Below are 21,571 nucleotides of genomic sequence, written 5' to 3' on the forward strand. Positions count from 1 at the left end.
CGCGCTAGGCTTTTCTCTAGGCCCAGTTACGGTGGTTGGTGCCGCTAGCCCGTACTAACCTGCTAGCGGTGGTTCTGCTGGTGTTGGTCCCCAAGATCATTGCCTTCGCGTTCATCCTCCTCTGGAACCCGCAACCAGACCGTGAAGTCCGCAATCTTGAGCGAAAGCCGTGCCATTCGATCCCACGAAAGTTCAATCTATAAAGCAAGGCGTCCTTCTACGTTCATCGCGAAACTTTCTGAGCCCGATGACCACCTAAGCGGCGGGCGGAGCGGGCACATCGAAACCGTTGGCACTGGGTGCGCCCTCAGTTTGTATCTTCTCATTTGCATAGCCCAGAAAGTCTGTGCAATGGGCCACGCCATGCCAAAGTCGGCTATCCCACGCATTGATCCCCAGACGTTGCTGCGCCTCAGCGTAACGCCGCTGTACCACCCCATTGAGTGAAGCAACAGGCACTCCCTGAGGAAAGTACTGCCTCAGCTCGCCGATCAAGCCGCTAACCATGCTTGAAGCCTCTGCCGCAAAGCGATTGATTAAACCGAGACCCTCTAGGTGCCGCTGCGCGACCTCGCCCGCCGCCTGCAGCGCGCCCGTACCTGCGCAGTAGTATTTGATCGCGAGCGCACCACCCGCCACCGTTACCTCGCAATGAAGAAGGGCTGTGCCTGCATCGACGGAAAAGTAGGGGTGGCAATAAAGCAGATGCGCTTCGTGAAAATGCTTGGACTTGCGATGATTGCAGCCGAAGCAGATGTACAGCAGATTCGAATGGTAGACCGCATACTCGGGAAATGACTCCTTTGGCAGGTAGTGATCCCATGTCCTGGGGTCACTGAGCATGCAGTACGCGCACCGCTGAAGGTTGACTTCCGATTGAACTTTGAGCGCGGACAGAATATTGTCCTTGTGCTTCGAAAGCGGAATGGTTCCTACGCCATAGCACGACTCGAGAGCGGCGCTCTCCTCATCTTTCCAAGCTTGTTTTTCAGGAGGTACCATCGCGTCTATGGCTTCGTCGTACCCGTCGCACAGCTCAAAAACCTGGTCTTGCAAGTTGGTTAGGGTCGCTCTCGTTGCCCTGCGTTTCGACTTTATGATGGTCGGAAGATACTCTCGGACATCTAGATCGGCAGCCTTTTGATTCCGCATCGTCAAGCGTCCTTTGCAGTACGCAATGACTCGAGATACATGTCGGCGTTCAGGCTGAGTTGCCCGCCAAACCGCTGTCGCACGGCTTCTACGTCGCCACCATCGTCGTCAAGCATTCGCTCGAGCACAGCTCGATAGTCCCTATCTGTATCGGGCGACGCAAACACGAATCGTGTTATCTCCGACACGCTTTCCCCGAAAGTCTGAAACGTCGGCTTAACGACCATCGGCGTCATTCGGTCACGGCGGATCACGTGCACGCATTCCTTCGGCAACTGTTGGATCACCAGCGGAGAGTGCGTGGCGACAATCGAGAAGGAGTCTTGATGCTCAAGCACTTCGTTGAGCGCCTGCAGAAGCCCTGTAAGCAACTGCGGATGGAGGTGGAGCTCTGGCTCGTCAAAGAGGATCAACGTACGCGGCCGGATCCTCGAAATAATGTGGATGATGCAGTTGATCGCAAGCCGCTGCCCAGCACTTAACCGTTGGTACATTTTCTTATTGTTCTCGGGCTCCTCGACAAAAGATTCGAGATCATCAACCCGTACCAAATTCTGCAGTACTCGTTTTAAAAGATCACGCTTGTCTTGCGTCATGTCGCGGACCAAAACGGCCCGAATCTCCTTTAGCAGGTCGTCCTTCGTTTTTAGCCGCCCCTGCGGGTGCTGCAACCCGCAGTAGCTGTACTGAAATTCTTCACCCTGCAGCTGCGTGGGCCGCTCGAACTCGTCGAACGCACTAAACGAAACGGCAACAACCGAGTAGATAGATGGCACCGGCGAGATGGAGTCATCCGACTGTAGAGCCGAACGCTTTTCCTTAATCGCTTGCTTCGAAAAGCGACTCAGCAGGATAGCTAGACGAGCCATGACTTGGGTCTTGCCGACACCGTTTAGCCCAACGATCGAATGCATTCGCCGCGGAACCCCGTCGAGGGATTCGAAGTCGAATGCAAACTCGTGGGCTGCGCTGGCACCCTCGAGCTTAATTGCCGCCGAAAAGCTGCTAATGAGAGTGGAGCCCCCGCCAAAGCGGGCACCGGCCGTGTCCAGCAAAACACGGGCTTCCGAATCGCGTAGCAACGAGATCTTGAAGCATTGGTCGGATTGAAACCGCTGCCTTACGGCCGGTAGATACGAACAGTCGCGGAGTGTGCTCAGCAGGGCTTGCGCGAGGTCCATTTCCACTTGCATGAGCTTGTCGTAGTAATCGGAGCCGGAGCCCAGCGAGCAGACGTCTCTCAGCAATCGTGTTGGGATCCTGTCTCCGCTGCCCAGTTTCTGAAAGGGCCTGTTGTCTACGCCCTCTGCTTGGTTCGGCTTCATGATCTTCACGTCACCGAGATTCTTGACACTGCCCAGTCCAAACCCAGGCGCTAATCGCAGCTGTGCCTTAAACAGCGTGTAGTACGCGTAGTCGTTCCAGTTGTCTCGCTCAAGCACGACACACGGATAGGATTTTTCCGGAAGGGTGACCGACGCGTGCCGGTCGCGAATATAAACGTCCATGAACGGGGGTCCTAGTGCGCTAACTGACTTCGATTAGGGTTAGTGACCGCGCGGTGCCAGTCAGGTCTGGTACTTGCGAAAGCCCGATCCGGATCAACCCGCAGCAGTTGTGGGCGAAACCGTCCAATTGCAGATACTTGGCGTTCGGCCCCGGATCTTAAGTAGCGTAGGTCGTGAGCCGTGTCGGCAGATCGAACGGTCATTCAGCGACCCAAGGAGGCAGTTGCTCCAGCAGGAACTCGTACAGGCACTTGGCCGCTCTCGGCAGTTCTCGGTTCGCCCGCTCCAACCACATTTCGGAAGATGGCAACTTCGGGAAGCCTTCCTCGGGCGTCAACACCCGCATGTCTGCTACAGGGCGAATCGTCGCTTCTTGAAAAACCCCCACCGCCAATCCCGCCAGAACTGACGCCTTCAACACCTCTACGCTGGAGCTCTCCTGCACCACCACCCAGGGCTGACCGACAGCCGTCAGCGCCTCTTCCCCCCATCGCCTGAGGAGCGATCCTTGTGGGAGCAGCGCGAGGGGGACGGGCCGCTTGTGCTGAGGCGAAGCTCTCTTCGAAACTGCCCACACCACCGGATCTTTGCGCAGAAGGAGACCGTTGCCTTCGCCGCCCTGAAAGGCGTTGATCGTGAGATCGAACGCCGGTCCGAGCTTTCGTTGCATCTCTTCGGCCACGCCCACTTGCAAGTCGATGTGAATGGCCGGATAGAGCTCAGAGAACTCGGCCAGCAGAGACGGCAGCACAGTGGTGGCATAGAGATTCGTCGCTCCCATGCGCACCGAGCCACTAACAATGCCAGGCCGCAACTTGTCCATCGCCTCGTTGTTTAGGGCCAGCAATCGCCGGGCGTAGTCGAGCAGCACTCTGCCCTGCTCCGTCAATCTCAGCTGCCTCGTCGGTTTTTCGAACAGATCGATCCCGGTGCAATCTTCAAGGCGCGCGATCTGCTGGCTGATCGCAGCCTGGGTGCGATGCAGGTATTGCGCCGCGGGCGTGTAGCCGTTGCATTCGACCACCGCAACAAACGCCCGCAGCAGTTCAGGAGCCAGCAGACGGCCTCGAAGCATGTCCTTGCGATCCGCAGCCTGGCCGTGCTCCTTCGGGCGCAACGGCGGTTGCAATTGGGCGTCTGAATTCATTCTCTTTTGTCCCTGCGGCTACTCCCCACGAGATCAGTTTACGCGAAAGCGCCAGCAATGACGCACGCTCGGTTGTGTCAATGAAACTGCGATTTCGACGCTCGCACGCGGCCATAGCGGCCTTCGACATAAAAAAGGAGCTGGCTGGATTCTCGAAAACATCACGAACCGTTATGCGCTCCATAAATATTAATTGTTTGCTGCTTCCCGTCGCTCACAAATACGATGCTTTCGAGAAAAGACACATCAACACCCTTACCGCCATCAATAAATGATCAGAAAATCTGCAGTCCTGCTTGTCAGTGCCCTTTGGATGGCGAACGCTATGTCTGCGTCTCAGTCACCCGTAGACAAGTTCGTTGCCGATAAAGAGTTCTGCGCGTACATGGCCTCCCTCCCGGAGAACGAAAGCGAGACCTTCCTGACGCGTTATCAGGCAGCGATGAACGCGGCCGTTTCCTTTGTCCGCAAGAAAAATCCAAGAGCAACAGACACCCAAGCCATATTCTCAATTAAAGCAAGGTGTGATGTAGCCCTCAATGGACTGGCTCATTTCAAATAAACCGATAGCAAGGGGGATTAAGAAATGTCAGACACAACGACTGTTCGAAAAGAGGAGTCTATGCAGACTCTTCCACTTTCTGGCGGACTGGGAGCCGAATTACGTGGCGTGTTCATTCACAGTCATATGCCGCAAGGCGAAGTTGACTTCATCTATCAGATGCTTTTAAAGCACCGGGTGGTGTTTTTCAGAAACCAGCACCAGATAACTGACCAGTCGCAGAGGGATTTCGCCCGCAACTTTGGCGAGATCGTCAGCCATCCCACGGTCGCGGCTCAGGAAGAGCCAACAATCCTCGAACTCCACTCTCACAGAGGCGGGCGCGCCAACTCGTGGCATACCGACGTCACCTTCGATCTGCGCCCGCCCAAGCTCTCCATTCTTCGCGCTGTCACGCTCCCTGACCTTGGAGGCGACACGGTGTGGGCGAACACGGTCGCCGCATACGACCGGTTGCCCAGCAACCTCAAGGCGTTGGCCGAAAAGCTCTGGGCGGTCCACGGTAATGACTTCGACTACGCCGCGAGTCGCGTCGAACTGCTGCATGACGAGACATCCAAGAAGTACCGTCGGCAGTATGCCGCGCAGGTCATCAAGACCGAGCACCCCGTCGTGCGCGTGCATCCCGACACGGGCGAGAGGAGCCTGCTCCTGGGCCACTACACGCAGCGCTTCGTGAACTGCAACACCTTCGAGTCAGACCGTCTGTACGAGATCTTCCAGGCGCACATCACCCGTCTGGAAAACACCATCCGGTGGCGTTGGGCACCGGGCGACGTGGCCATGTGGGACAACCGTTCGACGCAGCACTACGCGATTAATGACTATGGCGACAGGACCCGTGTGATGCGACGCGTCACGATCGTGGGCGATGTGCCAGTGTCGATAGACGGCTCTCCGAGTCGAGTGCACGAGCAATGACGAGTAGCCGCCGCGGGCTGCCATGACCAGTCATGCCGCTGGAAGCAATACGTCGAGCGTATCGACCACACGTGGCTTCTTGCACGGACTCGTCGGCCTGTCCTTGTTGATGGGCCTGAGCATCGGCTACTCCCGCGTAATCACGACGCTCTACGCCGTCAAAATGGACGCGCAGGGCTGGATGCTCGCCGCGGTGGCCGTGTCCCAGAGCATTGGGATGCTGATACTGGCCACTTCAGCCGGGCGGTGGGTTGATGCTCACGGTGCACGCGCCGTTTTCATCGTGGGATCGGCATGGGGCATGGGCATCTGTTTGCTGACTCCGCTGGTACCGACCTTCCCGGCCCTGCTGCTGTTCACCGCGGCCGCAAGCCTGGCCATGCCACCTCGGTTCGTGTCGATCAACACCATCTTCCTCAGTCGGCTCCAGGAACTTGGCAAACAGCGCGCCGGATGGTTTCGGGCGGCCCATGTCATCGGCATGACGTTTTTGGGCGCCGTGCTGGCAACCACACTGTTCCCGATGTATGGGCCAGTACTTGCCTTCTGGGGAGCCGCTGCGATCTTTGGCCTGAACATTCTGGTGTTTCTGCTGGGCATCGGTCGCAACAGGACGACGAAGCGCAACCCCCAACAGATTAGCAAGCGAAGTTCGTTGCCGCAGCTGTTCAAGTCGACGCTGGCAAAACAGGTTGCGATCAGAGAATTTTCGATTCAGTCGCTGAACGCCTACTTCGCCTTTTACATCGTAATCATCGCCCTGCGCTACCTGCATCTGCCCGCGCGTACGGCGGGTTTCTTGGTCGCGGCACAGGGCTTGGCATTCGTCTTCACGTTGGTGATGGCCGGAAAAATCGCAATCCTTCGCCCCCGCGGCAGCCGGACTTTTGGCGGATTGATGGTGGTGGGCGCCCTGATCGGGCTTGCGACATCAAGTGCGACGGCCGCGATGTATTTGTACGCCTCGTTGCTGGGGTGTGGTCTCGGCTTACTGCAGATCATCAACCTCACGGAGTTCGCCGTATTGGGCGAGACGATCGGCTTCAGCCAAGCGGCGTCGGTCAACGCGCTTGCGGGCCCCAGTGGAGGTGTCTTCGGGGGCCTGCTGGGTGGCCTGATGGAACACTGGATCGCGCCTCAACCGTTGTTCCTTGCTTTCGTTCCGCTCTTCGCCCTGCTGGCCTTGGCTCTGCCGAACAAGCAAACTACACCTAGCATGTGATTCCTCACCAGCTCTGCACCTCAGCACACGCTCAGCGCGCACTGACGGGACTGCACGCCTTTCACACGGGCATACGTAACGCCAAGTCTTGATGATCACTAGCCAGTATTCGATATCCAACTAACCGCGCAATCATCGAGAATATGAATCCCAGCTCATTTGAATTGATCGTTTCTGACCCGCGTCTCGATCGGATCGTCGGAGATCACGACAGGCATGTCGCCATACAGCTGTGGCTCTTGCAGCTGCAGGCAGACTCTTTTCAGGAAACCCGATTGCTGTATGGCCGGGTCTTGCCTTTTGACTACAGCAACAACAGCTGGAACGCACCCAGAGAGGATGCATTTCGGCAGGTGACCGCAGGACTGAAGGCACAGGTACTGCGACTCAACCTGTACTGCGCGGCCAGCTCGGTCGCGACATTCCTGCGCCACTTGGTGGGCGGAAGCGACTTGCAGACAGCAACGGCCGCCGCGGATCTCAATATAAGCTCGCCCCTACAAAAAAGGGTCGGGGATCTCTTGCTTTCAGGCCCACTGGCTTTCCGCCCAGTGATGCATCTCCCCAGCCGGCAATACTACCGGTGGGCTACTTCGCGGCATAGCCCAGTGGTTGGGGCGAGCGCCGACAGTGCTGCCATCGCGAGCGAGTCCAAGTTGAGATCGTTTGCCGTCGGTAGAAGATTAAACCCCGAGCTGGCTCGCCTCGCCGTCGGGGCACTGAACGCCGACACCGGTATGGAGTTCCACGAGCTTGACGCATGGCGCCTTGGCGATATCGAGCTCCTGGTCTTCCCGACTCTCGACGACCTTGGCCGCCCCACGTTCGACATCGAAGGCAAGCCGGCGGACCTCAAGTTGATCTTGCACAATTCAATTGACTTGGCAGGCGACATCAGAGTGAGGCTGACGGTCTTGAATGACAACTGCGACCTCGAGGTTCACGAACGTCATATCGCGGGCGCGCACAGCACGCCATTGACAATCGGCTTCGCTTTGCAGCCAGCCCACCTAGAAATAGTAGACGCGTACCGTCTCGAAATCGATGCGCAAGATGCTACTGGACGTTGGGTACCTCGTTTGCGCTGGGGCACACATCTCGTCAGAGAAGCAGGGTTCAGCATACATGCCGTCGGCGCCAATACGCGGGTAAAAAATGACTGGCTGACGGTGGCTCTTCGTCCCGTGCATGAGGAGCGCGTTGCAAACGTGCAGCAAATCACTCGGCAATCCTCGGTGACATCCTCAACAATGGGGCGCAGGCGGTTCGACGCGTGGGTGCCCCTAAATCGGCAGGTCACCTCTATCATGAAAAGCCTGGTGCCTCCAGCATCAGACGCCCGATTTTTCCTCCGCTACTCCGAGGGGGACAACACCGGCAGGCTCGAACTCGCCGAATGGTTGAAAAAACTATTGGCAGAGCACCGCAATGCCCAGGTCATCTGGTTCGACCCCTTCATGGAAGACATTGGCATCGAATTCCTGAACCAGTACGGAGCGAATGAAGGCGACTACGTGGTGATTACGTGTTTGCCGGAACCGAAGTTGCCCGGCGACTTCCTCGACAGAAAGCCTAGCCGAATCGACAACCTCTTGGCCGCCTGTAAATCGTGGTCGCAAAAGTATGGCTCGGTTCGACTACGCGTGGTCGCCTTGCCCTTTGGCGAGATCCACGATCGGATGATCACCATCCAGAACGGCCAAGGCGAGCCAATTATCGGATTTCACCTGTCGAACTCAATACAAGCTGCCAACAAGAACCACCCCTTGCTCGTAACTTCTATCCCAATCGACGTACTACGTCCAGTTGTCGACTACGCCCGGTCGATTTTGGGACGACTAGCCGCCAGCCCCCAGGGCGGTCCCTCAGTCCTATTCGACTCCGAAGCACATGCGCCTGAAAGCAAGCCTCGTTTCACGAGGGACGATGTCTATGCACATGCCAGAGCAGGTGAGGTTCTGGGATGGTGGGTGAACGACAAGAGTTTCGCGGGGCTCTCCGGAAGGCCCTTAGCTACCGCACTGATTGCCCACGGCCTTGCCGACGACCGTGGATTGAAAGGGATCGTCTTCGAGGATATGCCAGCCTCGATCTGGAGCCAAGGACTTCCCTTGCCGGAGTTCAACTCGGCGTGGGACGCAATAAGTCTTGTTCTCGCAAGCACATCTGCCCCGGAGGGCATAAGGGAGGCAGATTCCAACCCCGGCAGCCCTCTAAGCTTGGCACTGCGGTCCTATCTCGATATTGCTCGAGCCGATGCAATCGACCCCCCGGAACCCAAAGGCGGCCTCGTCAACATGACGGCGACGCTCGACGCCTCTCTGATCGATCTCCTCGACGACCAAGGCGATCCGCAGCGGATGTTTCCACCAGACGTCACCGAAGTCTTCTGGGGCGACTACTACGCGATCAGAACACTATGGGTACTCGACCCGGCGAACTTGGTCCGATGGATCGAAGAGGAGGCCGATCCAACGCTGCCCAGCACCAAACGGCGCCAGCTTTCACTAAGGTGCGCCATTCGGGTAATCACCTTCGAAACTGCACGGGGCTTCTCGCGCGTTCAGTTGCAGGCGCTGCTCACTAGCGGCAATGATTTTCTTCGCTGGATCGGCTTTCACCTCTTCGAAGAACAGCTGAATACTGATCCGAAGGAGCTCGCCGAGTTCGGCCGAATTCCGAACCTCACCGGCGCACTTCGCATCCGGCTGCTGGTTTGGCTCATCGAACGAGCCAACCCAAAAGATTTTTTGCGGGGAGTGCTAATCACCGAGCTACTGGAACTCGTTTCCCCCAAGGTCACTGACGAGGAACTCGGCGCCTTGATCAGTTCAGTTCAAAGCAAAGACCGGCGTCTCCATTCATCGTCGCCCTGGTTCCTGGATGAGATCATCGCTCCTTTGGTCGAAAGTGGACGCCTACCGCTCGAGCCTCTCACACGGATTTGGATGGACGAACTCAAGCTCCTTTGGAGCAAGTCCCGCGACACGGAGCGAGTTAGATTCAGGCGTGCAACGCAAGGAACGTTTACCGACGAGGTTGCCGTCCTGGCGACACTTTCTGACTCTCAGACATTGAAGTGGGTCGCCGATGCACTGCGCAATGATCTGACGGCAAGCGCCAGAGTTATCCAGGCACCCCTCGCCGCACATGCTGATTGGACGGAAACTGACAATGAACTCGATATCGCCGCGTGGGCCGGCGCCCTAGTTGCGAGAATCCTCAAGAACTTGACCCGCCCACACCAGATGGAGACAAAGTTTCATGAGCTCCAGTCAAGGGCAGACGATCTCGCATCCCGACGCGCTGAACAAGACAAGGCTGGTCTTGTTAGCCAAGAACTGAACGCCTACCGCAACATCACCGCATAGTCGCATTGCTTTTTTCTTGAGGAGCGGAGCGCACGCAACAGCCGCTGCAGCGCTGCGCTCAGCCCCCTAGATGCCAACCCACGATAAGCAGGCGTTTACGTAGGCCAGCTTTTGCACATATGCGGGGCAGACAGCACGCTGTTAATGGCCATTGGATCCGCTCGCGATAACGCGGTCACGAGAACACTTTTTCTCATCGGTTGACCCCACGCGTCCCGAGAACCTCGAATATCGGGTTTGAGGCGCGTATCAGTCACGTCTTGGCCTTAGGATAGTCGGGGGAAAAGTCCGCTTTGAGGCGTCGAGCTAGACCAGCTCGTTGGGTTGTATCACATTGCTAGGTCAGTGATTAGCAACCGATCGAGCACGGGGTCGAGCCAGTCTCGAATGTAGTGTGCGGTCGCGCGCCGGTCCACACCTGAGTCCAGCTTCTGCCGCTCTCCAGATGCGAGTGGTATGGGGTAACGCCCCCGCCAAAGGACGACCTCTGATAGATCGCGGCAAATGTTTCGCATAGCAGATCGGTCACTGTCAAACTTCAGAACGTCCGAGAATTCGCCCCTAAACAATCCCACGGCCTCCGCGAGCGCGAGAATGTTGTGTCCACTAGAAGTTGGCACCCCCAAGGTCCTCAGTTCAGCGCTGGTTGCCGCGCCGCCTCCGTCAACAGAAACGCGGAACTCAATCTTTTCCGGATGGTGCTCCACAATCCAAGCCTTGAGTGCTGTCTCGAGCGCGAGGCCGTAGAGGAGCTTGGTTGTTTCGAGCGATTCCATCGCCCGGTCGAGGTCTGGAGTTCTTCTCCGAGAGTCGCCATCCTCCATGGTCATTCCCGTCAGATCCAGACTGAACTCATTCCACAGCGCGTCCGCTGAGCGCCTGAGGGCGCGCGCGTGTGTTCTCCACGCATGTGGATCCCTGGTCTTTATAAGAAATTCGTCGGCGTGCAAGTCGCTGCCCTCTATGTCCGTCCGGGACTTACTGTAGCCGGTCGTGCCGCCGTCGAGAAGGGGACCACTGCTACGGGAGACCTCGAATACGCAGTCGAAGTTGAGCCTACTGGCCACAGGATGGTGGTTGCCGCGTTTGTCGAGGCATCGATTGCTCCTGCAAGCGCTGCAGCATCCCTGCCGCTGTCGTTGCGACAGCCTCGCTCAAGCTGAGATTGAGCAAGCCACCCTCGAATGAGGCGGTTGCGAGGACATCCAACTCGACGTCCAGCCGGCTGATAGAGCGCGACGCTGCTGATCCGTGACTTGAGCAGATCATCCTGATCCTATTGATGCTCACGGACTCCATAAAGAACTTTTCGAGAAAATCTTTCGGGACCGGCCCTGAAATGCGCCCTCCCTTTTCCGGCGTGTCATAGAGTTCAAACGTCGACTCGATGAGCACAGCGTCCACGTTGTCGGTCGATAGCGACCAACTTCCATCAGTTTGTTGCGATGGCGTCGTTGGCTCTGAAACGACGCTCAGGATTTGAATGGCGTACTTCTGCGTTGGAATCGGATCGAGCTTCGATTCCAGCCGCTGCAATGACGCGATCAGATAGAGCCGCGTGATGACTACGTCGTCACCTGTTTTCGTGACGTGGATATCAAGCCGAGAAGGCATCTTTCGGACGCCCTCTTGAACAAGCCGATACCATTCATAGAAGCCACCGCATGAGTAGGTCGACACCATCCCATCTAGGCCGTGCAGGTGGTCGCTTTCAGCGTACAACATGTCAGATGAAAGACCTTCCGCCAGGTTCTCCGTGATGCTAACCCTCTGAGTGAAAGCGGCTTTCTTCGAAGCCTGCGCATGACGATCGCGCTCATTGATTTTTACTGCGAGCAGTGAGGTGCCGGTGCCTGCAAGATAGCACGTGCCGAAGCTTTGTGTGGGTACGACGGCGTGCCGGTTGTGCGTGAATACCTCCCATTTTCCCTGCCTGTCTCTGATCAATCCCAAGAGGAAAAGCTTGTGACTCTCGACCCGCCTCAGTGTTTGCTCAAGCATCCTGCGGTCGACCTGTAGGTCCGGCTGATAGCCGCCGAGATTCATGATGTGCGCAGAGAGCTCCGCCCAGAACCTGAAGGCAGGGCCACAGTGCCCCGCGAATGCGATCACACCACTATGGTTCGGCAGGAAGAATGTCTTGCGCCCAAGCCGGGCGATGTACCACGGCTCCTCGGGGCTACCACGTTCCGATGGGATCTGCCCCACGCTCGGTAGCCACACAGATCTCAGTTCGTTAGGATCTGATCCATCAACTGTCAACAGTGTGTCAGCAACAATGTGCGGATCGTTCGTAAGCGCTCAATAAACCACGCCCTTGCGCGTGGTGTCGGAACCGGTGCGCGCAGGGCGGCCTACGCGCCGACGAGCTCGATGTTCCAGGGCAGCAGCGCCTCGTAGTCGTCGACGGTCTGCGCCAGAGGCAGCTTCTTGAACAGCGCGACAAGGTATCGGTAGGGCTCGATGTTGTTGGCCTTGGCCGTCTCGATCAGCGAATAAAGATTGGCACTGGCATTCGCGCCGCCCACGGTGTCAGCGAACAACCACGACCGTCTTCCAACGACGAAGGGCCGGATCGCGTTCTCCACCGGGTTGGAGTCCAGTGGCCAGGTGCCGTTGTCCAGGAATCGCACAAGCTTGGGCCACTGCCCGTGCAGGTAGTGCAGTGCCTCGCCCAGCAGGCTCGACGGCGCAACGCTATGCAGGTGCGTGAGCAGCAGCCGCTCGATCTCGCGCACGACGCCGCGGCTGTAGCGCGAACGCAGTCTCAGCCGGCGCGCGGGCGTCCAGTCCTTGGTCAATGCCTCCGCGCGGTACAGCTTGCCAATGAGCCGTACGAATCGGGTCGCGAGCTGGTCGGGCGAACGCGCTGCCTTCGGGATGGACTCCTCGGCCTTGATCAGCGGCCGGCGCGCGTGAACCCAGCATCCGAGATGCGTGAGACCACCGGTCTTCGCGATGCCGTTGTAGACCTCGTAGCCGTCGGTGATGAGCGTGGTGCCGGGGCGGATGCCGGCATACAGCTTCTCGGCGTGCACGGCGCCGCGCCCCGGCGCATAGGCGAACAGCCGCACCGGTGGACCGGTGCCATTCATCTGCGCCCACATGAAGCTTTTCGTCTGTGCTTTGCGTCCGGGCTCCTTCAGCACCTGGACCGTCGTCTCGTCGCCGTAGATCAAGTCGCTGTCCAGCAAGTGATCGCGCAGCAGATTGATGACGGGCTGCACGGCCTGGCCGATGCGCACGACGCCGGCCGCCAGGGTGTTGCTCACGATGTCGCCGCCGAAGCGGCGCAGCAGCGCGGCCGTGCGGTACAGCGGCATGCCGAACTGGTACTTGCCGGTGATGACCCAGGCCTGGGCCTGCTCGGTGAGCAGGCCGCGCGGGATGATGCGCGCCGGCGCCGGTGCGACCTTCAGGCTCTGATCGCAGCAGGGACAGGCGTACTTGATGCGGTGGTGCTGCAGCACATGCACCTGCTCGGGGATGACGTCCATCTGCTCGCTGACCTCGGCGCCGATCTCCACCAGCGCGTGCCCGTCATGGTCGCACACACGCTCGGCCTCGGGCAGCTCGTGGCGCACGATCTCGCGCGGCAGCGCGGGGTCCAGCGGCTTGCGTCCGCGCTTCTTGCGCTGATGCCCGGCGACCGGTGTCGACTCCTCTTCGTCGGTCTCGGCCGGCGGCGTCTGATCGGTGGGAGCGAGGGCTTCGGCCTCGTTGAGGAACAGGTCCTTCTGATCGGTGCCGCGGGCTTCGCTCTTGGCAGCGAACAGCTGGCGCTGCAACGACCTCAATCGCTCCAGGGCGAGGTCCCGCTCGGTGGTCGCCACCCGCAGCGCACCGGCCAGCGCGTCGCGCTCGGCGATGAGACCAGCGAGTTCTTCAGCGGTGATGGTGGCAGGCGACGGCACGCCAGCTTGGATCGGTATGCGCCATCATTGTTCCTTCAGGCCACGCTGGAATAGCGCAGACGGGAGTGGCGTTGCACCACCGCGATGTCGATGCCCTCCAGCAACCAGTGCAGCTGTTCGGCCGTCAGCGTGGGGACCGCCTCGGCCGAGGGCCAGATGAACCTGTCCTTCTCCAGACGCTTGAGCAACAGCCAAAAGCCGTTGCGCTCCCAGCCCAGGATCTTCACCCGGTCGCGCCGGCGGTTGCTGAACACGTACGCGCACGAGGCGAACGGGTCCAGGCCCAGGGCCTGCTCCACCAGCACGGCCAGGCCGTTGATGCTCAGCCGGAAGTCCACGGGCTCGCGGTGCAGGTAGACCTTCAGCCCTTCGTCGAAGCGGAACATGGCAGTCGGCTCAACATTTGCACCAGCGTCGGCAATTCCTGCAAGCTCGTCTTGCCGAGATCGAGCTGCACGCCGTTGGGCAACCGCACCTGCAAACCGACCATCGGCGCCGGTGCCGCCAAGGAACTCTCATCCGGGATCACCGCCACGGCCGTAGCAGGTGTGTGGGCCGCGGGAACAGCCGCCGCACGCTCGCGCTGAGGCACTCGCTGAAGCTGATCTTGTTCACCCTCTACGCGCACGGCAACGAATGCCGCATCTTGCATTCGCGCGATATCACCCGCTGGCACCTGGGCGCTTCGCCGCTGGTAAGCCGCGATCCACGTCCTCAGCAGGTTCGTATTGACGCCGTGCTCCATCGCCATGCGGGCCACAGACACTCCCTGCTTGAGACAGGCAACGATCAATTCCCTCTTGGCGGCTTCGTCGTAGACGCTGCGACCGTCACTCTTGCGCCCCACAACCAACCGGCCTCTCAACTCTGCGTACTGCTCTGTCATGTCTACGTGTCCATGTTGCTCTACATGGGCACGTAGCCTCACAGCTCATCGTTCCCTGAACAAGGGCGTGGTTAATTGACGGCTTACGATCGTTCTCTACGTTGAGAAGGGCGATGACCGTCATGAGATGGAGTAGCGGTTTATGGAAGGCCCGGCCAACGTATCAGTTCTGACCTGCTTAGTGGTACTAGCCGCAGAGGTTCACTCCAGAGAGTACCTGCTCCGCCAAGTCGTGTCGACCGGCTGCGGCGGCGGGCGAGCGAAGCACGCTCGAGCACCTTGCGGAGGAAGAGACCGCTCTCGCAAATGACGACTCAGCAGAACATTCCGCATGGCTCGTTAGGCCGAATCAATCCGACGCATTCAGCATTGCTTCCTGCGCGACTGCACTGGCGAGAGACTTCATGAATTCCCAGTGCAGCCGGATCAGGGATCCTGGCGCCTCATCCAGCGCGGAGCCAAACGCCCGCAACTGCCTGTCGTAGAGCTGGCGTCCGTGCGGTGTGTCGGCGGCCGCCCTCAGCCACTCTCTCCTGGGAAGCACGAGGCCTCTGAACCTGTGGGCCGGAATGGACCTGGCCATGATCAGCCCCGCAGGATCGAAGTCGAAGAAGCCCCTCACGGGCTCAGCCCGCTCCCGCACAAGAGCGGCCGCATCCTCGTTAGGGCTTTCCGGATCGCCGCGGTAGACCACCAGCGTCCCAGTGCCGCCCCATCGAATCCAGCGGTAGGAACTGATCTGCCGGAAAGTCTCGAAGTTCTCGACGACCATGATCTGGTCGCAGGCGATGGCGCGAGCCTGCTCGAGCGTCGCCACCAGGTGAGTTCCATCGGGCGTATAGAGGCTGCGGCCGTCCAGGGTGCAGTTTCCAATGCAGCGAACCGAGACCGATCGCGCGCGAGGTGCGGCGCTGAAGTGCTTCTCGGACATGCCGCCGAATGCCGCCGCCTCGGCGCGGCTGGTTCGCTCCCCCAGCTTGGCAACCGGGAGCTGGTGAGCCTGCAAAAGCTTCGCGGCCGCCGCATGGTGCTGCGCGCTGTAGGTCACTTCCGAGCCGACAGGCGTTCCTATGCTGTAGTGCTCACTGAAGAAAAGCGCCGTCGGCCCGATGCGGTTCGAGGCAGGCGCCACCGCGACGAGACGCTGCAGGAAAGAGATCTGCTGCGACGTGAACGTCATAGCAGCGCAGGCCGCCCTGTCAAAGAGGCGGATACCACTGGCGCTCGCACGCGCACATCGTGGAAGTGTTCGTTGATCGGGAAAGAATCCTCCTCGAGGGCCTCCACGAAATCCAGCTGAAACTTACGCATCCTGAGTTGGGCACACGCGAACACCATCCAGGCCGCGTCGCTCGTGTCCACCAGCGAGTGCCGCTCCCGTTTGAAAGCGAGCAGAGAGATCGGCTCGCGCGCGTTCGCGGCCGCGAGGGCCAGGTCTTCGAGCGCGGCATGCTCAGCACTCAGCGTGAACTCCACGTGCTCCTCGTCCTCGATGAGAATCTGGGGGCTCGCCTCCTGCTGCACCGGTGCGACCGACGTCAGCACGGGCAACCGGGCGATGGCCGCCATCACCCCTTCCATCGTGACCGGGTCCGGGTCGGAGACATCCGGCTGCGGTCGGAAGCCCAACGGTAGAGAGCCCGCGAGCGCATGGGGAATCTTCTCGTCGACCTCCAAATCCCAGCCATCCATGGTCTTGTTGCGGCCGATCCAGAGCGCGAATCGCGAGAGGCGCCGCAGCTGCTGCTCCATCAGCCGCGCCTCGAACAGCCGTTTGCTGATCGCGACCTGTGCGTCCTTGATTTGGGACGTCCAGCTCAGGCGCTTGGCGCCGAGGCGTCGCGTCACCACGTTGCGCACGTACGGAAGGCCTGCAGCGATGGCCTCGTTCGACACCACCTCGACGAAGGCATCGATGGACTCCACGTCACGCAGAAACATGTCCACCTGGCGCGCGTAAAACCGGTTCTGCCGCAACTTCGACGCCAGATCGTCCACGTTTCCGTACTGGGTCGAAATCAACGAGTGCAGCATTGCCAGATTCTGCTCGATGGAATACGCAATCTCGACGATCGATTCATCCAGGGCCTTCTCCACCCGGGCCTGATCCCTCACGCTGCCGGTGGCCTTGAGCCGGCGAAGCTCGCTCCATTGCTCGCGCGCTTGGTGCATGGTGCCCGACACGCGCCTCAGCGCCTGCAGCACCTGATAGCTGGAAAAGTGATCGGAGATGAACTCACGAATGCGTGGGTTGAGCCGATACTCGTCCTCGTCGTACGCCATCAGCACGCTCAGGTTGAACAGTGCTTCGATGGCCGAATTGCGCTGGCGGTCGCCGCCTGAGATCGATCCTTCGTAGGCCTCTGCCACGAGGTCCGAGTGCTTCGCCAATCCGGCCAGAAGCCGCTGGACCTGATCGCCACGTTCGGTCACGTGTCTTCCCCCCCCGGCTCGGGTCGGATCGGAATCTCCTGCTGCGCACCTTCGTCCAAGTCATCGACCTCCTGGTCCGGAATGACCTTGTTTTCGTCGAGGAACTGCAGCACCGCATACAGCTGGTCGACCTTGCCTGTGACCTGGTACGCCCCCGTGTCCTTGTTGGCCACCACGACGTAGCCATCGCGGAGCAGGTGCTCGAGCAGCCGCCGAAGGTTCTCGTGGTTGCTGTTGCGATGCGCGGCATTGCTGATGACGCCAATCAGCGACTTGAGCTGGGTCTCCAGCACACTCGACTGAGAGACCGCCTTCTCCAGTTCATAGAGGACGATGTACTCGCCGGGGACAAGTAGCCTTGCGCCAACGTCGCTCTGCCGGATGAAGTCCAGCAGGAGGACGGCCGGTCCATACGTGTCGCGGAACTTGGCGAGCTCGCCCTTGATGCGTGTGATGTCCGCGGCGCCGATCACGTCGGGCGCCATGAAGAAAGCGCCCTCCTCGCCCAGGCGGGCAAGGCGCAGGTTAGCGTGCAGAAGCCAGGCGCCCACCTCCTCCCGCTCCGTCGCGTCGCTGAGGATCTCGTACTCGAGCGGGTATCGCACCGGGCAGATGTACGCACCGTCCCACAGAAGTCTCAGAACACCGGCATTCATTGCATCACCTCGATGTCCCCGCCGGCGTTGATGCTGGTGCTGTCGGCCGCCTGCGATGAGTGCAGGCTTCCTGCAGGCACATATTCGCGGACACGGCCCCTGTCCTCGAACAGGTAGCGCCGGGCAAACAGCGCATGCTGGGTCGGGCCCAGATCGGGCGAAGCGGTCATCACGTCGATCCAGTTGTCCCGCAACATCTGCATCAGCGCCACGAAGTTGCCACCGTCGATGGTTCCGACTTCGTCCGTGACCCAAGGGATATAGACTGTCTCGTTGTCGCGGATGGTGTTGAGCAATCCGGTCATCAATGTCACCTTGATGAGGGTGGTGAGCCCGGTGGAGGAGATGCTCTCGAACTCGCTCTCACGCATGAACACCTTCGGCACGCCGTTGTCGGTGACGCGGCCGCGCAAGTTGATGTGCGACGCCAAGTTGACCTCCAGGGTGCCGTCGCTACCGAGGACGCTGAGGAAAGCGCCGATGGCCTGTGTGACGTCGTCCGAGGGCAGGTCGCGCGAAGGGTCCCTGCCATACTCGCTTGCGTGCTGGCGCGCCACCTCATCCATGCGCTGGAGCTTCTTGTAGAAGCCAAGGGTGTCGAAGTTCGTCACCAGGTCGACATGCAGGTCCTTGATGCGTGCAAAACGGACCGCGCGCAGGCCGGTCCCCAGTCGCTCGTTGAACAACTTCACCTCGTTCTCGAAATTGGTGATCGCTTTGCGGAACGCCCCGATGTTGGCCAGCAAAGCGGCCAGCGTGCGGTTGACGTCCGTCGCGACTTGCGGACCAATCAGGCGATACGCCGTCACGAGCTCCTGCGCACGCGCGATGGGCCCCTCCCCGGTCCCGGTCATGCTCGCTTCGAGCAGGTCGCGCACGGCCGAATCCTTGGCGGTCATCGCGGTCAATAACCGGCCCGTGGTCGAAGTGATCCCGGTCTGGAGCTTGGTAATGGCTTGGAGTTCAGCGTGGACCCTGCCGCGCAGCTCCCGCGCCGTGGTGTGCGGGTCGATCGCGGACACGCCCACAGCCTGGTAGGACCCGAACTCTTCGTCCAGGCCTTCGAGGGTCACTAGCTCATCGTCGATGTCTTCGCGGCGCTTCTCCTTGGCACTCGTGAGCTCATCGTGAGCTCGCTTCGCCTCGGCGGCGGCTTGCTCGAACGTGGCCAGCTTCTCCACCGCGGTCCGCGCCGCTTCATGGTCCCGCCTGGCTGCCGCCTGCAGCTGCTGCACGCGCACGGAGCCGCCGGCGGCCTGCCACTTCCTCCAGCGGCCGACCAGGCTCTCCTTGGCTTCCAGCTCGTCGACCAGCTCGTTGATGGCGTCGGCGTCCTTCTTGAGCGCAAAAAGCCGCGCTGGATCGACACCTTGTTCGGAAAGGTGCTCAGCCAGCTGCGCTTCAATCTCCTTCGCCTGCCTGTCCGCGTCAGCCGCCAGGCTCTTGAGCGATTCATCGATCACGGAAATCGATGCATCGTGCGCTTCTTGCGCCGCTTTGCGCTGTGCCTGGTGCGCCTGGCGGATTTGCTCGATGTCATTCGCGTGGGCGTGGTTGAGGCCGACCAGCTGCTGCTCGATGGCGCGAAGCTCGGACGCCAGTCGGTCGAGCTCGGCCTGCGCTGTCGTCTTCGAACCGCTTCGCTCGGACTCGACGCGGTGGGTGGCCCGTTCGAAGCCGGCGTTGATCTCCTCGGTCTTGGCATCGTGGATCGACAGGCCCGATTCGGCGACCTGGACTGCTAACTCTGCATCCTTCTGGGCCCGTGAGACGGTCGCGACGCGCGTCTGCAGCATCTCCAAGTGGGCCCGGGAAGCGCCCACGCGGGCTTCGGCCTCCTCCACGAGCCGCTTCGCCGACTCGTTGTGCACCCATTCAGGCGAAGCGATGGCCGATGTGCGCAGGCCCCAGCCATAGAGCGTGCGCGAACTCTCTTCCATGAAATGAGGGTCGAGATCCTCCCGATGCAGAAGGGATACGTCGATGACCTTGGCCAGGTCGCGCCGCCAGGTCTCGTCGTCGTGGGCATGCAGCTTGGCAAGGAGCGAGCCAGGCTGCGGGTTCAATCGCAGACGCGCCTCGTCGGCCGCGGCAATCAGCTCCTGTAGACGGCTTTGCTCGGCACGGATCTCGCCGTCGAGCTGCATGCCACTGCGCTTCGCCTCCAGGTCTTTCGCTTTGGCTGCAGCCAGAGATTGGACAATCGCCGAGCGGCTATCCGTGTGCCGATGGCGCTTCTCGTTGGCCTGCTGCAGTTCGTTGAGTGCTTGCTGCGAAGCGGCCGGCTCACGAACCCGGCTCTGCCAAGCTCCACGCAGCTCGAGCAGCGGCTCCTTGGCGGCACTCAGCGTCTCACGCTGGGCATCGCGAAGCGCGGACGCCTGGGTTTTTGCGCCCTCTTCCGATTCGTTGATCTGGGCAAGCGCCTGGGCCAGGCGAACTCGGTGGGGCTGCTTGCTGGTTTCAATCTCGAGGCTGCGGGCGGCCGTGCGCATGCGCAGTTCCTGCTCTAGCGCCTCATAGCGGGACGTGACGGACGCATGCGCGGCCTCCGCGGCCGCGGCCTGGCGCATTGCGTTCTGGCGACTCAGGCGCAGGGTGGGCAACTCCTCGATTTTCGATTCCCAGTAGCCGGCGCGCTCCTTCTCGAAGAGCTCGGACGTGGCTTCGGCTTGGTCGTACGCTTCCTTGGAATCGATGCTGCGCTTGGTGGCCACCTTGCTCGCCTCCGAGATCTCGCTGCGCTCGAACTCCTCCCGCTCAAGGTCGGACCTGCGCTTCACCTCCAATGACTCGATGGTGCGCACCACTTCCACGCGCTCAGCAGCTCGCGCCTGCCGAATGAACTCCAAGTCCGCCCGCCGCGCTCGAAATCTCGATTCCGCGGCTCGGTGTTCCTTCAGATCGAGACCGAGATCTCCAATCTGGCCTTCGAGCCTGAACGCCTCGGCGACAGCATCCCGGTTGCGCATCCAACGCTCGATCGGCGCCCTGCCCTGTCGGAACGCAAGTCTGGACCGCTCGGAGCCCTGGCCGATGTCCTGCTGTGCAAGGCCCACGGCCACCTGCACGATGTCGGAGAACTTCACGTGCTTCTTCACCATGGCGGCGACGAGACGATCCAAGTTGTCCAGGGGCTTGGGGCCATACGACCATTCCAGGCTGAAGCGACGCAGCCGATCCTTCTCCTTGGTGTTGGAGGGCACACGCAGGATGACGCTCCTGTATTCCGCGGTGCTGAGCTTGCTGCTGGTCGGGATGTCGAGCTCGGTGGCGCGTAGCTGGGTCTCGTCATCGCTCAGGAAGCGTCCATCGCGCACGAACAGATCCTTGATGAAGCCGCAGTTGTAGAACCGGTAGAACGGCGTGTCGGGATCGTCAGCGCGGCGGCGGATGACCGCGAGCCGCATGTCCGTCTCGTTGGGGCCCCGCTGATATTCGAAGGCAATGGCGCTCGCGTCCGTCGGGAGCAAGAACCGGATCATCGGCAAATTGCCCTGGCCCGCCGACACGATCTGGCTCGGTGGATGGCCGAAGAACAGCGGCACGATCTGCAGTGTGCTGGTCTTGCCGACACCGTTGTCTCCAAGCACGGCCGCGCCACCGCGAGGATCGATTGCCGTGATTCGGGCGCTGGGGACTCGTTGATTGGTGCCGGCATTCACAAGCAACGTGCGGCAAAGGCGGTATGTCATTAAGTGCTTCGATTTATCTGCTGAATCCCTGCAGCGTAAACGCTACGACGGTCGGCATATCAGGTTCGTTGGCTCTTGGCGGCACAAGCGACCCCGTCGAGGCT

Annotated in this window: 16 protein-coding genes; 4 read left to right on the forward strand and 12 right to left on the reverse strand. The window is 60.3% G+C overall.

The window, feature by feature from the left end:
• Positions 1-255: 255 nt before the first annotated feature.
• The 3 genes from BLR24_RS10235 to BLR24_RS10245 all read right to left on the reverse strand — a co-directional run bounded on the left by BLR24_RS10235 (position 256) and on the right by BLR24_RS10245 (position 3,807).
• Positions 256-1,056: a hypothetical protein gene (locus BLR24_RS10235; RefSeq protein ID WP_217636311.1), complete on the reverse strand. Its 801-nt coding sequence runs from the start codon at positions 1,054-1,056 to the stop codon at positions 256-258.
• Between the two features lie 98 nt (positions 1,057-1,154).
• Positions 1,155-2,660, reverse strand: coding sequence for an AAA family ATPase (locus BLR24_RS10240; RefSeq protein ID WP_093016464.1), 1,506 nt, complete (start codon positions 2,658-2,660; stop codon positions 1,155-1,157).
• A 199-nt stretch (positions 2,661-2,859) separates the two neighbouring features.
• Positions 2,860-3,807: a LysR substrate-binding domain-containing protein gene (locus BLR24_RS10245; protein WP_254787233.1), complete on the reverse strand. Its 948-nt coding sequence runs from the start codon at positions 3,805-3,807 to the stop codon at positions 2,860-2,862.
• Between the two features lie 271 nt (positions 3,808-4,078).
• Between BLR24_RS10245 and BLR24_RS30390 the strand changes: the two genes are divergently transcribed.
• The 4 genes from BLR24_RS30390 to BLR24_RS10260 all read left to right on the forward strand — a co-directional run bounded on the left by BLR24_RS30390 (position 4,079) and on the right by BLR24_RS10260 (position 9,883).
• Complete coding sequence (locus BLR24_RS30390) at positions 4,079-4,369, forward strand: hypothetical protein (protein WP_139188749.1); 291 nt, start codon at positions 4,079-4,081, stop codon at positions 4,367-4,369.
• 60 nt (positions 4,370-4,429) lie between these two features.
• Positions 4,430-5,290, forward strand: a complete 861-nt coding sequence (locus BLR24_RS10250; RefSeq protein ID WP_254787234.1) for a TauD/TfdA dioxygenase family protein — start codon at positions 4,430-4,432, stop codon at positions 5,288-5,290.
• A gap of 79 nt (positions 5,291-5,369) precedes the next feature.
• Positions 5,370-6,512 carry an MFS transporter gene (locus tag BLR24_RS10255; protein ID WP_217636312.1) on the forward strand — a complete coding sequence of 381 codons (1,143 nt, stop codon included), beginning with the start codon at positions 5,370-5,372 and terminating at the stop codon, positions 6,510-6,512.
• A 143-nt stretch (positions 6,513-6,655) separates the two neighbouring features.
• A complete protein-coding gene (locus BLR24_RS10260) occupies positions 6,656-9,883 on the forward strand; it encodes a VPA1262 family protein (protein ID WP_093016470.1) in 3,228 nt (1,075 codons plus the stop codon).
• Positions 9,884-10,212: 329 nt separating this feature from the next.
• On the opposite strand, the gene BLR24_RS10265 is transcribed toward BLR24_RS10260, so the two are convergent.
• The 9 genes from BLR24_RS10265 to BLR24_RS10305 all read right to left on the reverse strand — a co-directional run bounded on the left by BLR24_RS10265 (position 10,213) and on the right by BLR24_RS10305 (position 21,467).
• Positions 10,213-10,950 carry a hypothetical protein gene (locus BLR24_RS10265; RefSeq protein WP_093016472.1) on the reverse strand — a complete coding sequence of 246 codons (738 nt, stop codon included), beginning with the start codon at positions 10,948-10,950 and terminating at the stop codon, positions 10,213-10,215.
• Complete coding sequence (locus tag BLR24_RS10270; RefSeq protein WP_139188750.1) at positions 10,940-11,929, reverse strand: hypothetical protein; 990 nt, start codon at positions 11,927-11,929, stop codon at positions 10,940-10,942. The genes BLR24_RS10265 and BLR24_RS10270 overlap by 11 nt, the downstream gene beginning before the upstream one ends.
• 308 nt (positions 11,930-12,237) lie before the next feature.
• A complete protein-coding gene (locus tag BLR24_RS10275) occupies positions 12,238-13,797 on the reverse strand; it encodes an IS66 family transposase (protein WP_175543242.1) in 1,560 nt (519 codons plus the stop codon).
• A gap of 35 nt (positions 13,798-13,832) precedes the next feature.
• Positions 13,833-14,183 (reverse strand): IS66 family insertion sequence element accessory protein TnpB, encoded by a 351-nt coding sequence (tnpB, locus tag BLR24_RS10280; protein WP_093016479.1) that lies wholly within the window; start codon positions 14,181-14,183, stop codon positions 13,833-13,835.
• Positions 14,159-14,683, reverse strand: a complete 525-nt coding sequence (locus tag BLR24_RS10285) for a transposase (protein ID WP_093016481.1) — start codon at positions 14,681-14,683, stop codon at positions 14,159-14,161. Before BLR24_RS10285 ends, tnpB begins: the two co-directional genes overlap by 25 nt.
• Positions 14,684-15,032: 349 nt before the next feature.
• Entirely contained in the window at positions 15,033-15,863 is an 831-nt protein-coding gene (locus BLR24_RS10290) for a DUF7281 domain-containing protein (RefSeq protein WP_093016483.1), read from the reverse strand.
• Positions 15,860-17,116: a hypothetical protein gene (locus BLR24_RS10295; protein WP_093016485.1), complete on the reverse strand. Its 1,257-nt coding sequence runs from the start codon at positions 17,114-17,116 to the stop codon at positions 15,860-15,862. The genes BLR24_RS10290 and BLR24_RS10295 overlap by 4 nt, the downstream gene beginning before the upstream one ends.
• Positions 17,113-17,772: a hypothetical protein gene (locus BLR24_RS10300; RefSeq protein ID WP_093016487.1), complete on the reverse strand. Its 660-nt coding sequence runs from the start codon at positions 17,770-17,772 to the stop codon at positions 17,113-17,115. Before BLR24_RS10300 ends, BLR24_RS10295 begins: the two co-directional genes overlap by 4 nt.
• Positions 17,769-21,467 carry an ATP-binding protein gene (locus tag BLR24_RS10305; protein ID WP_093016489.1) on the reverse strand — a complete coding sequence of 1,233 codons (3,699 nt, stop codon included), beginning with the start codon at positions 21,465-21,467 and terminating at the stop codon, positions 17,769-17,771. Before BLR24_RS10305 ends, BLR24_RS10300 begins: the two co-directional genes overlap by 4 nt.
• Positions 21,468-21,571: the final 104 nt, after the last annotated feature.

Origin of the sequence: Variovorax sp. OV700 (assembly GCF_900099805.1) — a bacterium.
Classification (GTDB): domain Bacteria; phylum Pseudomonadota; class Gammaproteobacteria; order Burkholderiales; family Burkholderiaceae_C; genus Variovorax.

Excerpts from the sequence above, each read along its gene's own strand:
- BLR24_RS10240 (WP_093016464.1), bottom strand. The coding sequence starts at position 2,660 with ATGGACGTTTATATTCGCGACCGGCACGCGTCGGTCACCCTTCCGGAA.
- BLR24_RS10245 (WP_254787233.1), bottom strand. The coding sequence starts at position 3,807 with ATGAATTCAGACGCCCAATTGCAACCGCCGTTGCGCCCGAAGGAGCAC.
- BLR24_RS30390 (WP_139188749.1), top strand. The coding sequence starts at position 4,079 with ATGATCAGAAAATCTGCAGTCCTGCTTGTCAGTGCCCTTTGGATGGCG.
- BLR24_RS10250 (WP_254787234.1), top strand. The coding sequence starts at position 4,430 with ATGCAGACTCTTCCACTTTCTGGCGGACTGGGAGCCGAATTACGTGGC.
- BLR24_RS10260 (WP_093016470.1), top strand. The coding sequence starts at position 6,656 with ATGAATCCCAGCTCATTTGAATTGATCGTTTCTGACCCGCGTCTCGAT.
- BLR24_RS10270 (WP_139188750.1), bottom strand. The coding sequence starts at position 11,929 with ATGAATCTCGGCGGCTATCAGCCGGACCTACAGGTCGACCGCAGGATG.
- tnpB (WP_093016479.1), bottom strand. The coding sequence starts at position 14,183 with ATGTTCCGCTTCGACGAAGGGCTGAAGGTCTACCTGCACCGCGAGCCC.
- BLR24_RS10285 (WP_093016481.1), bottom strand. The coding sequence starts at position 14,683 with ATGACAGAGCAGTACGCAGAGTTGAGAGGCCGGTTGGTTGTGGGGCGC.
- BLR24_RS10290 (WP_093016483.1), bottom strand. The coding sequence starts at position 15,863 with ATGACGTTCACGTCGCAGCAGATCTCTTTCCTGCAGCGTCTCGTCGCG.
- BLR24_RS10300 (WP_093016487.1), bottom strand. The coding sequence starts at position 17,772 with ATGAATGCCGGTGTTCTGAGACTTCTGTGGGACGGTGCGTACATCTGC.
- BLR24_RS10305 (WP_093016489.1), bottom strand. The coding sequence starts at position 21,467 with ATGACATACCGCCTTTGCCGCACGTTGCTTGTGAATGCCGGCACCAAT.